Annotated in this window: 10 protein-coding genes; 6 read left to right on the top strand and 4 right to left on the bottom strand. The window is 63.6% G+C overall.

Annotation, left to right across the window (positions count from 1 at the left end; all coding sequences use genetic code 11):
- Nucleotides 1-4: 4 nt before the first annotated feature.
- Together ACN0YJ_RS12815 and ACN0YJ_RS12820 are read right to left on the bottom strand one after the other, a co-directional pair.
- On the bottom strand, nt 5-2,128 hold the full coding sequence (locus tag ACN0YJ_RS12815) for a protein-disulfide reductase DsbD family protein (RefSeq protein WP_417496420.1): 2,124 nt from the start codon (nt 2,126-2,128) through the stop codon (nt 5-7).
- Between the two features lie 165 nt (nt 2,129-2,293).
- Nucleotides 2,294-3,268: a SapC family protein gene (locus ACN0YJ_RS12820; protein ID WP_417496421.1), complete on the bottom strand. Its 975-nt coding sequence runs from the start codon at nt 3,266-3,268 to the stop codon at nt 2,294-2,296.
- A gap of 295 nt (nt 3,269-3,563) precedes the next feature.
- On the opposite strand from ACN0YJ_RS12820, the gene ACN0YJ_RS12825 reads away from it, so the two are divergent.
- The 5 genes from ACN0YJ_RS12825 (at nt 3,564) to ACN0YJ_RS12845 (ending at nt 8,772) form a co-directional block, all read left to right on the top strand.
- Nucleotides 3,564-3,998 (top strand): Fur family transcriptional regulator, encoded by a 435-nt coding sequence (locus tag ACN0YJ_RS12825; RefSeq protein WP_417477683.1) that lies wholly within the window; start codon nt 3,564-3,566, stop codon nt 3,996-3,998.
- Nucleotides 3,999-4,012: 14 nt separating this feature from the next.
- Nucleotides 4,013-4,936 (top strand): thioesterase family protein, encoded by a 924-nt coding sequence (locus tag ACN0YJ_RS12830; RefSeq protein WP_417496422.1) that lies wholly within the window; start codon nt 4,013-4,015, stop codon nt 4,934-4,936.
- A 294-nt stretch (nt 4,937-5,230) separates the two neighbouring features.
- On the top strand, nt 5,231-7,006 hold the full coding sequence (locus tag ACN0YJ_RS12835; protein ID WP_417496423.1) for an ABC transporter ATP-binding protein: 1,776 nt from the start codon (nt 5,231-5,233) through the stop codon (nt 7,004-7,006).
- 89 nt (nt 7,007-7,095) lie between these two features.
- Complete coding sequence (locus tag ACN0YJ_RS12840; RefSeq protein ID WP_417496424.1) at nt 7,096-7,929, top strand: thioredoxin family protein; 834 nt, start codon at nt 7,096-7,098, stop codon at nt 7,927-7,929.
- Nucleotides 7,930-7,959: 30 nt separating this feature from the next.
- Nucleotides 7,960-8,772 (top strand): PhzF family phenazine biosynthesis protein, encoded by an 813-nt coding sequence (locus ACN0YJ_RS12845; RefSeq protein ID WP_417477687.1) that lies wholly within the window; start codon nt 7,960-7,962, stop codon nt 8,770-8,772.
- A gap of 25 nt (nt 8,773-8,797) precedes the next feature.
- Here ACN0YJ_RS12845 and ACN0YJ_RS12850 read toward each other — a convergent pair whose 3' ends face one another.
- Entirely contained in the window at nt 8,798-9,280 is a 483-nt protein-coding gene (locus ACN0YJ_RS12850; protein ID WP_417496425.1) for a hypothetical protein, read from the bottom strand.
- Nucleotides 9,281-9,464: 184 nt separating this feature from the next.
- Between ACN0YJ_RS12850 and ACN0YJ_RS12855 the strand changes: the two genes are divergently transcribed.
- Nucleotides 9,465-10,742, top strand: a complete 1,278-nt coding sequence (locus tag ACN0YJ_RS12855) for a trypsin-like serine peptidase (protein WP_417496426.1) — start codon at nt 9,465-9,467, stop codon at nt 10,740-10,742.
- Between the two features lie 17 nt (nt 10,743-10,759).
- On the opposite strand, the gene ACN0YJ_RS12860 is transcribed toward ACN0YJ_RS12855, so the two are convergent.
- On the bottom strand, nt 10,760-11,416 hold a 657-nt coding region (locus tag ACN0YJ_RS12860), incomplete at its 5' end, for an alpha/beta hydrolase (protein ID WP_417496427.1).

The following is an 11,416-nucleotide window of genomic DNA, read 5'->3' on the forward strand; positions in this document are numbered from 1 at the left end:
CGGCCTAGCCTGCCGCCTCGGCCAGGGCGTTGATGACAATATCGCGTGTCAGCACCGAGGGCAGTACCCGGGCCGGTCCACCATCGGCCGGATAGACCAGATAGAGTGGCACACCCGCCTGGCCGTGTTCGGCAATCAGGGCCGCGATCTCGTCATTGCGATTGGTCCAGTCGGCCCGCATCTCCACCACGCCATAACGCTCGAACGCATCGGCGACCGCCGGGTCGCTGAGCGCGCCGAGCTTGTTGACCTGGCAGGTCACACACCAGGCCGCCGTGACATCGATGAAGACAGGCTGCCCATTGGCGCGCAATTCAGCCACGCGTTCGCGCGACCACGCCTCTTCACCACCGGAGAGGTTTGGCGCATTGGTCGCCGCCGGCAGGCGGGCGATTGCCAGTGTCGCGCCGAGGCCGGTCAGGAGTGAAAGCACAGCGATGACCGTCCAGGCGAGATGCTTCTGTTTGCGCGCCCAGATCGCCAGGCTCAGGGCCAGCAGGCCGATACCCAGCAGCAACAGGCCTGACGGGCCGGACTGGATCACCAGCACCCAGCTCAGCCACAGCACCGAGGCGAACATCGGAAAGGCGAGGAATTGCTTGAACTGCTCCATCCAGCGGCCCGGCTTGGGCATGAAGGCCTGCAGTGCCGGTATGAAGCTGACCAGCACGAAGGGTGCCGCCAGCCCGGCTCCCATCGCCGCCGCGACGAGCAGGACGATGACCGCCGGCTGCGTCAGGGCCAGCCCCAGCGCTCCGGCCGCGAGTGGTCCGACGCAGGGCGCCGCGACGATCACGGCGAGCACGCCGGTGAAGAAGGCCCCCTGGGCACCAGGCTTCTCGCTCAGACCGCCACCGACGCCTTGCAGGCTGGTGCCGATTTCGAACATGCCGAGCAGATTGAGGCCAATCGCGAACAGGAGCAGGGTCAGGCCTGCGACCACGACGGGCACTTGCAGCTGAAAACCCCAGCCGACCGGCAGGCCAAATTCGCGCAATCCGACCAGCACGGCCGCCAGGGCGACAAAGCTCATGATCACACCCGCCAGGAAGAACAGGGCATGGCGGTGCACCCGGTGCGGATCATCATGCGCGCCCTCGACGAATTGCAGCACCTTGATCGAAAGGATCGGGAAGACGCACGGCATCAGATTCAGGATGAGGCCGCCGCCAAAGGCGAGCAGGAGCAGGCCGATCAGCCCCGGCGCGACCACAGCTGCCGGGCCATTGTCGGCCACGCCGGCCGTGGCTGGCAGCACCATGTCCGGATCGGGCTCGGCCCAGATCTCGATAGCCTGTTCGCGGGCGCCCGCGCCGCTTCCCAGCGTATAGCGCAACACCCCGCCGCGCGCCGTAGCGAGCTGAGGATCGGCCCGGTAACCCCGCGTCAGGACCAGCCGCGCCAGACCCTCGCCGCGCTCGGCGCGTTGTTCGGCGGCGTGCTCGATCAGGGCGCCGTCATAGGGGAAGAAAGTGAGGTCATGCCACTCCGGCGCGACGGCGGAAAAATCACCGCCCTCCAGCTCAAGCACGACAGCTGTCTCACCAAAGCCGACCCGTGCGTCCAGACCGGTCGCCGGCTGCGGCACAGAATCGAGCGCCGCCTGGATGTACCAATAGCCGGTCTCGTCGCGCCCGGACTGTTCGGCGACCGGCAGGGTCAGGGTCAGCGTGCCTTCCTCCGGGACACAGATAATTTCACAGACGAGCCAGCTGGCATGCCCCGTGATCACCAGTTCAGACCCGGCAAAATCCGCGGACAGCTCAACCGGCAGAGGCAGCACGACCTCATCATGATAGCCGTAGTCGAGAATCGTGTCGGCGAGCGGCAATTCGATCGGCGCCGGCCATTCGAACTCGCCCATCGTGACGCCGGCCGGCACCTCCCAGCGCACCTCCGGTGGCAGTCCATTATCGCCGGGATTGCGCCAATAAGTGTGCCAGCCCTCGGGCATGACCTGCCGGAAGCCAAGGTAGAAGGTGTCGCCCGGGGCCACCACGGCCATGTCGGAGACCAGGCTCGCTTCAACAATGGGTTCATTGCTGGCCCAGCCCGGCTGGGCCGACGCGGTAGCGGCAAAGCCCGTCAAGAGAGCGAAGGCCGTAGCGAGACTGGCAAGAAGACGCATGGATGAACCTCAAGGCTGGAGCGGATGCGGGATGACCGTCAATGCCATATAGGCATGTTTTGTCCCGGGTCGAAGCCTGATCGCGCAATGGTGATCGCAGACAAGCAAACGGCCGCGCCTTGCAGCGCGGCCGCAGCCGTCAGAATCTCATGCCATTGGCCTGGACTAGGCCTTCGGCGCAGCCGGTTCTGCTGCTTGCAGCAGTGAAACGCGGCGCATGATGCGCTCCCAGCGTTGCAGGGACATCAGATGAGCCGCAATCGCGAACAGATCGCCATTCTTGTGCATCTCAACGAGTTTCTCGGTTGGAAGATTGGAGAATTTCTCTTCGGAAACACCCCAGTAGTCAGCAACCGGGATCGTGTTGTCCGGATTGTTCGGATCGGCGACGCGCACGTTTTTCTGCTCGAACAGGTCAAGCGCGGTGAGGCGTTCAACAAAGCCCTCGGTGATCTTGGCGTCGTTCTCGAAGGCCGAGACGAATTCAACGGCACGATTGATGTATTCGGTCGGCTCGCCGGCCTCGTCGAAGAAGGGCACGTCCGGCTTCGACGTCACGACGAAATCGGCACCGACATCAACACAAACCGTCGATGGCTCGTTCATCGGATTGGAAGCGCTCACGAAAGGGTAGCGGCGCACATAAGCGGGGACGTAGTGGTCCTGGTCGAACTGGCCGTCTTCGCTGACGAAAACATTGGTGCCCTGGCGCAGGCCCATGACCAGAACCGGCATTTTCTTGTCGCCGAGGAAAATGATCGGGTAGCTGCCGCTAGCGACCGAAAATTCGCCGACAATGGCCGGAACAAAATGCCAGTCCTTCAGGAAATTGAAGGGTTGGGCGACTGATTTCACGCCATAGGACTTGTGTTTTGTGCGATTGAGTGGCTCTACATTTTTGTAAAGCGGAACCGAACCGGTAAGGCGCGGCTCAGTGTTTGGTGCGTCGGCCATTATGCAAAACCCCTTCATTGCTTTCGGCGCTAGATAGCGGATATGCCCGATGGCGGCAACGCAGCCACGCAGGGACAGAAGCATGACGGGTCTGCAAGACAAGTGCCGGACCCCGCAGCCGCGATCCGGCAGCGCGATCAGGGCTGTGACCAGCTTGAATACGGCGGCTTGCAGCCCACATGTCATAGGGTGTTACGCGCAGCATGAATTCGACGACCCAATGGTGTTGGCCGATTGCCCCGGGCCAAACCGCTGATGTCCGATTCCGGCACAATCTGGCCGGAGGCAGCCCGTTCCCCGCCGATCGCTCTCATCGGGGCGTACCCGTCGGGCATGACAATCATCGCCCGCAGCCGGACAGGCCGGTTGCTGACATCGCCGCCCGGCGGAATACGCCGTTCCATTGTCCTGCCAGACCCGAACCGGCAATACGGCAGAGGCGGGTGTGCTTTGTGCTGAACTGGGTTTAGATATTCTGACCATGACCGCTGATTCCACCCTCACAGCCCTTGCGGCCGCAGACGCACTTTGTTCCCGGCAGGGCGAACGGCTGACACCGGTCCGCCGCCGGGTGCTTGAACTCGTCCTGACCGCCGACCGCCCGGTGAAGGCCTATGATCTGCTGGAAGCCCTCAAACCGGGCCCGGGCTCGGCCAAGCCTCCAACGGTCTACCGGGCGCTCGACTTCCTGATCGGACTGGGTCTGGTTCACAAGGTCGAAGCCCTCAACGCCTTTGTTGGCTGCACCACGGTTCATACCCATTCGGATGGCTGCGCCGAGCTGTTCATCTGCACCCATTGCGGCGCGGTCGAGGAACGTCATGGCGCCCCCGTCAGCACCCACCGGCCGGAAGGCTTCCGGATTGAGCGCTCGGTGATCGAGCATTTCGGCCATTGCAGCCTTTGCGACCACTGAAGGATTTTCGAGCGATGATCGAGATCTGGCGCGGCAATGTAAACGCCTGGGAATGCGACGAACTCGGCCATATGAATGTGAAATTCTATCTGACCAAGGCCAGCGAGGCGCTGGCCGGACTGGCGGCGCAGAGCGGGCTCAATGCCATCCACCGCGCCGACGCCAACGCCACCCTGCTGCCGACCGCCCTGCACGTCCGCTTTCTCGCCGAAGCGCGCCCCGGTGCCCCATTGGTGATCGAGGCGGGCTGGACCGCGATCAGCGAAACCGGCAGCTCGGCTGTGCTGATCATGCGTCATGGCGGCACAGGCAAGCCGGCAGCCAGCTTCCGGATTGATCTCGCCCATGTGTCGCCGCGCGATGCCCGCGCCTTCCCCTGGCCCGGCCACTTTGCCGACCAACTGCGGGACCGGATGGTGGAAACCCCCGATTTTGCCCAGCCGCGCGGCCTTACCGAAACGGCGTCCCGCCAGGCGGCATCCCTGAAGCGCGCCGACTCGCTGGGCCTCGCCCATGTCGGTCAGGGCCGTTTCACCCCCGACGAAGTGGATGTGTTTGGCCGTATGCGGACCGAGGTCCTGCTCGGCCGGATTTCCGACTCAGTGGTGAATTTCAAGGACGCCTTCCCCGAGGAATGGGCATTCCACAAGGGCGAGGCCGGCGGCCGGATCGGATCGGCCCTGCTGGAATGCCGTATTCTGCCACGGCGCTGGCCGCGTGCCGGAGACGGCTATCTTGTTCGCTCGGGATTGAAGTCTTTCGGCCCGAAAGTGCGAAACCTCGTCCACTGGGTACTCGACCCGGCGACCGGCAAGCCCTGGTGGACCATGGAGGGGATTGCTGCCCCGATGGATCTCGATGCGCGCAAGATCATCGATCTGCCTGACACGGTCCGGGCCGGGCTGGAACAAGCCTGTATTGCGGGCATTGAGGCCTAGCCACCTGTGCCCTCACCGCCACACTCGTGACGGATAGGCGACAAACCGACTCTCCCGGCCTTGCCCCGCGGCGAAAGCCCGGTGTAACCACCCCCTACGGACCAATCGACATATTGGAGCAGACCCATGAGCAGATCTATCTGACCTTCGACGGTGGCTGAACGTGCCGCCTTCGCATGCGACCTCGCCGCGCTTGCTTTCAAGCCCCGCCTCGCATGATCGCGCTGACGTTCTTCACACCACAGGTTTGATGCACTGCTTGTCTGAGGACGGACTCCCGGGTCCGCTGCTAATATGTCGACTTCTGAATCCGATACGCCCGTCATTCGTACGCTGACCAATTTACAGGTGCTGGCTTACCTGCGCCGGCAATGGATGCGGCGCCCCTTCCTGCTGACCGGGATGATCACTTTCATGGTGCTGGCGACAGTGGCCGAGGTTTTCATCCCGGTGGCTGCAGGCCGCCTGATTGATGCCCTCGCGGCCGGACCCGAGACGGGCCAGCCCTGGCCTGCCTTCGCGCTCTATCTCGGCACGGCTGTGACCTATTATTTCGTGCGCCAGATGGCCTCGCGCTGCGAAGTGCCCTTCTCCTCGGCCAATATGGCCGATCTGACGACGGACGCCTTTGGCAAGGTACAACGCTTCTCGCTGGATTGGCATGCGAACACATTCGCCGGGTCTGTGGTCCGCAAGATCACGCGCGGGATGTGGGCCTATGACACGATCACGGTCAATATCTTCCTCGGCATTGCGCCTTCGCTCGGTGTGATGCTGGGCGTCGCGGGCGTGATGGCGGTGCGCTGGCCGCTGGTTGGCGGCGTGGTGCTGGTGGTGATGGCCGCCTTCATTGCCTCATCCCTGATGCTGAGCCGCTATTATATCCGGCCGCAAAACATGCGCTCCAACGCGCTGGATTCCCAGATTGGCGGTGCCCTGGCGGATGCTGTCGGCGGCATCGCAACGGTCAAGAGTTTTGGCGCAGAGACACGTGAGGATGAGCGTTTTCATGAGCTTACCTGGCGTTGGCGCAATGAGACCAAGAAGACCTGGCTGCGCTTCGTCAATTCCTGGCTGGTCAATATCGTCACCGATTTGTCGATGCAGGCCGGCCTGGTCGGATTGCTCGTCTGGCAATGGTCGCGCGGCGCGGCCTCGGCCGGCGATGTCGTTGCGGCGCTGGCGGCCTATATGCTGGTGTCAGGCTATATGCGCCGCTTTGGTGAGCAGGTGCAGGCGATTCAGCGCTCGATGGATGAATTGCAGGATCTCGCCGTGTTCGATCTGCAGGAGAGCACGGTGGAGGATGCCGCCGATGCGCGTTCGTTCGAACCGGGTGCCGGCGCGATCCGGTTTGACCGGGTCGGTTTCACCTATGAAGGCCAGAACCGCCCGTTATATCGAGACTTTTCGCTCGACATCCAGCCCGGCGAGAAAGTCGCGCTGGTCGGTGCGACGGGCTCGGGCAAGTCGACCTTCGTCAAGTTGCTGCAGCGTCTCTACGACGTCAATGAGGGCGCGGTCGAGATTGATGGCCAGGATGTGCGCGGGGTGGCGCAGGCGAGCTTGCGCCAGAATATTGCCCTGGTGCCGCAGGATCCGGCGCTGTTTCACCGCACGATCGCGGAGAATATCGCCTATGGATCACCCGATGCGAGCGAAGTCGATATCATTGCTGCCGCCCGGGCGGCCCATGCCCATTCGTTTATTGCAAGCCTGCCGCAAGGCTACCGCACACTTGTGGGTGAGCGTGGGGTCAAGCTTTCGGGCGGTGAGCGGCAGCGCGTGGCGATCGCCCGCGCCATTCTGACCGACGCCCCGATCCTGATCCTGGATGAAGCGACCTCGAGTCTCGACAACGAGACCGAGCGCGATGTGAAGCTGGCGATGGAAGCGGTGATGAAGGGGCGCACGACCATCATCATCGCCCACCGTCTGTCGACGATCCGCGATGCCGACCGCATCCTGGTATTCGACAGAGGCCGCATCGTCGAACAGGGCAGTCATGACGAGCTGGCCAGCAAGGATGATGGCACTTATGCCCGTCTGGCGGCGCTGGCCGCCGGGTAAGTCCAGGCGCCGCGCCCTTCACACCTGCTTGACTGGTGCTGGACGGCGCGGCGTGCTTTTCTCCGGCTGATTGTCATTTCGAGGTCGTGATGCGTTTGCTTGTCAGCCTGTTTGCCCTGTTTCTGATTGCGCCGGTATCGATGGCGGATGACGGCTCACCCTCGCCCTTCAACCAGGATTATTCCGCCATGGCCGTGGTCGATGACGCCCTGGCTGAGGCGCTGGCGGAGGAGAAAAACCTGCTGCTCATTTTCGGCGCCAACTGGTGCCATGACAGCCGCGGCCTGGCGGGGCATTTCCAGGACCCCGAACTCGCCGCCACCCTCGAGGCGCATTATGTCACGCGCTTCATCGATGTCGGCTGGCGTGACCAGAACCATGACGTGATCCGCCGCTTTGGTGTCGCGGCGCTGTATGCGACCCCGATGGTGATGATTATCGACCCGGCCGACGAGACCCTGCTCAATCGCGAAACGCGCGGCGATTGGGGGTCGGCGGCATCGCGGCCGGTCGAACAGGCGCGCACCTATTTCGCACGCTGGGCCGGCGATGTGCCGCGCGCCGGCGGTGTCATCGAATCCTCGCTGATCTATCAGGCGATGCTGATCGAAATTGATCTGTTCGAGGACGAGGAAGGCGACCGTCTCGCTGCGGCCTATATCGATATCGGAACCTGGCAGGCGCTGCCGGAAACGGATCGCCCAGGGGATTTCATGACATTGGCCGACGAGGTCGATGACTGGCGCCGCGCCTTGCCACGCCAGATCACCGAACAGAGGAGCGCCGCCTATTCGCTCGTCGTTCAGGCCCTGGCCGCGATAGCCGGAGAGACGCCGATCTCGGCCGACACTGTCGCCGAGCTGGACCGCCTTGACCCCGACCTTCACCTCGTCTTTCAACCGCATCAAAGCGAGCGCTGGTAGCCCCGGCCCGCCGCGTCCGGGAGCCCGTCAATGCCCTCCATTCCCTATTTCGAAATCCATGCCTTCGCCGATCCCGACCTGCCTTTCAGCGGCAATCCGGCGGGCGTCTGCCTGATGGAAGCCTTCCCGGATGATCAGGTCCTGAAGGGGATTGCCGCCTCGAATAATCTCTCGGAGACCGCCTTCCTGGTGCCTGCCGACGCGCAGTCCTGGCATTTGCGCTGGTTCACGCCCACGGTCGAGGTCGATCTGTGCGGGCATGCGACCCTGGCGGCCGGCGCTGTGGTGCTGGAATATGACCTCGGAGCGCCAGGCACGGCCCGCTTCGACACCCGGTCAGGCCGGCTTGAGGTCTCCCGCGATGGCACAGGATTGGCGATGGATTTGCCGCTGATCGGTTTCCGCCCCGGCGAGCGCGACAGCGCCATCGGGTCAGCCCTCGGCATCTCGGCCGATCCGCGCGACGTGCTGAGCATCGACCGGATCCATGGCGCCGGTTATCAGATGTGGGTGATGGAGGATGAAGGCGCGGTGCGCGAGGCCCGTCCCGATCATGGCCAGCTGCGCCAGCTCGACACCAATATTATTTTGACGGCACCGGGCGATCGAAGCGATTTCGTTTCGCGCTTCTTTGCCCCGGCCTCCGGCGTCGATGAAGATCCGGTGACCGGCTCGGCGCATTGCACGCTGGCGCCCTATTGGGCCGAGCGTCTCGGCAAGTCCCGGCTGAGCGCGCGCCAGATCGGTCCGCGTCCCGGCATGCTTGAGGTGGAAACAAATGGCGGGCGCGTGACCCTGTATGGCCACGCGCCGCGCTATCTGGAAGGCCGCCTATGGGCCTGACGACCGGCTGTATCAGCCGTGCCCGCTAGTAATGGCGGCGGCCATGACCGCGCGGGGCATGGCGGGGGCGATGGTCACGGCGATCATGAAACCGGTTCGGGGCAAGCGGGCGGCCGAAACGTGGTCCGACGGCCGAGTTCCGGCGCGGATAGTCGATAATCACATTGATATTGTAAGACGAACCGCGACGGTCGACCGCGTAATAGCGCCCGGACCGGTCGAGATAGACCGTGCCCGGTGAGGCCATACGGCGCATGTCGGAACGCTCATAGCGGTCCGGATAATACTGCCAGGCATGGGCCGGGCAATTGATCACGCGGCGATCGCGAAAATCCTCGCGGCGATCGAGCCGACCGGTCGTGCGGCGTGCGTCGATACGGTCCTCGCGCAGATCCGGGCAAGCCGCCGCATTGGCGTGCCAGGTCCCGGCACTGGCGACGCCGGCGAAACCGGCCATGCCGATCGAGGCGAGGAGGGCGGCGGCTGCAAGTCTGGCGGCAATATTCATGACAGTCTCCTGCACAGGCTGATGTTCAAGCCTGCATTCGACCACATGGCATCTGAGCGCTGTTTGAATGTCTCGTTCAGGCAATAGTCATCTCCATGAACGATAGAATGGCGGTTTGCAGGCTTGGCCCGCGCGCGGGTTCGCGCGATAAACGGCCAGTCTATGGGGGCGGGAGCTGGAAATTATGCGTACGGGTTTGATCGCGGCACTGGCCGCCATGATGTGTGTCGCCACGAGCCAGGCCGATGAGCCTCGCCTCGAAGGCGCGAATTCCGACGCCCTGTCCAGCCGCGAGATTACGCGCTGGTTGCACCGTATCCAGAAACCGACCCGCGATGGCGGTGTCTCGGCATCCAGCTATCGCGGCGTCGACACCTGCCAATGGGCCAATGATGGCGAATGCGATGATCCGGGCATCGGCACCGGTGCCTGCGAGCAAGGCACGGATTATTCCGATTGCTGGCGGATTGCCGAGGGCGTCGAGGATGATAGCTGCCAGTGGGCCAATGATGGCGAATGCGACGAGCCCGGCTTTGGCACCGGAGCCTGTACCCAGGCGACCGATCTGACCGATTGCGGCGCGGTGATCGATCTGCGCTTTCGCAATGACAGCTGCGAGACTGCCTTCGACGGGATCTGCAATGAACCGGGCATCGGTGATGGCCGCTGCGACGCCCGCACCGACCGCGCCGACTGTATCGGCCGCGAACGCCCGCTGACGATCAATGATCACTTCTTCGGCCGGGATGACCGCGTCTTCATGGACACGGCGGCGGCACCGTGGAATGCGGTTGGCCAGATCGATATGGAAGCGGGCGGCGCCTGTACGGCCACGCTGATCGCCGATGATGTCCTGATCACCGCGGCCCATTGCATCGATGATGACGGCCGCATCGACGCCCGTGCCGTCTTTACCACCGGCTATGACCGCCGCGGCGGGCCGCTGGAAGCGCGTGTCACCGACTATATGATCGACCCGAACTGGGATGATCAACGCTTCAGCTCGACCGACGAGATTGATGGCACAGACTGGGCCCTGCTACGGATTGACCGGCCGCTCGGTGCCGAGATTGGCCATGTCGGCGTGCGCGGCCTGGTCCAGACCGCCGGCAATAACGGTGCCCGGCAAGCCGATCTCTACCAGGCTGGCTATAGCTGGGATACCGGCGCGCATCTGTCAGGCAATATCGGTTGCCGCATCACCGAGGTCTTCAACGACAACACGATGGCGCATAATTGCGACACCACGCGCGGCGATAGCGGTTCCCCTTTCATGGTGCGCGAAGGCAATCAGTACTTCGTCATCGCGACGGATTCGAATTTCCGCTCAAATCCGGGCGGCCCGATGATCTATATTTCGGTGCGTTCGGAAGCCTGGCTGCAATATTATGATGATTTCGTCGCCGGCCGGATCGGCAATAATGGCTCGAGCCCGGCCCCCGTTGGCAAGCCGCTGAAATAGGCATGGCTCCGGCCTGACTAGTCTGCCGGCGCGTAGAGCGTCTGCAGGCTGTCGGCCAGGGCCAGACGCCAGGCCGCCATGTCATGCCCGCCCGGATAGATGGCGAGACCGGTTTGATAGCCGGTATCGCTCAGGGCTGCGGCCATATTGCGATTGGTTTCCAGCATCACATGGCCCTGATTGGTCGAGGTGACGATATATTCCAGCGAGCCGGCGGCGAGCAGGAAGCGCGGCGCATCATCGGGCGCTTCGGTCAATTGCCGCGCCAGCCATTGCGGCGCTTCGCCGGGCGGTGACCAGTAGAATGACCCCGACAGTGACAGCACGGCCCCCACAGCCTCAGGCCGGGTCAGCCCGGTGATCGCCGCCGACAGGCCACGCCGCGACGCACCGCCCAGAACGACATTCTCGCGCGCCAATTGCCAGCCCGATTGCGTGCGCAAGTACGGGAGGAGCTCATCGACGATGAAGGCGCTCTGATCGCCATAGAGGCTTTGCTCGCTCTCCGCATCGAGCTGGTCGACCAGCACGACATGCATGGGCGGGATATCGCCCGCCGCCGCGAGATTATGGACGATCTCCCGGGCCGGCGCCCGGCGGCCCCAATTGAAGGCATCATAGAGGATCAGGACGGGCGATGCGGCCGTGCCGCCCGCGGCCGGGTAGATCTCCAA

The organism is Maricaulis sp. (assembly GCF_048270095.1).
Lineage (GTDB): Bacteria > Pseudomonadota > Alphaproteobacteria > Caulobacterales > Maricaulaceae > Maricaulis.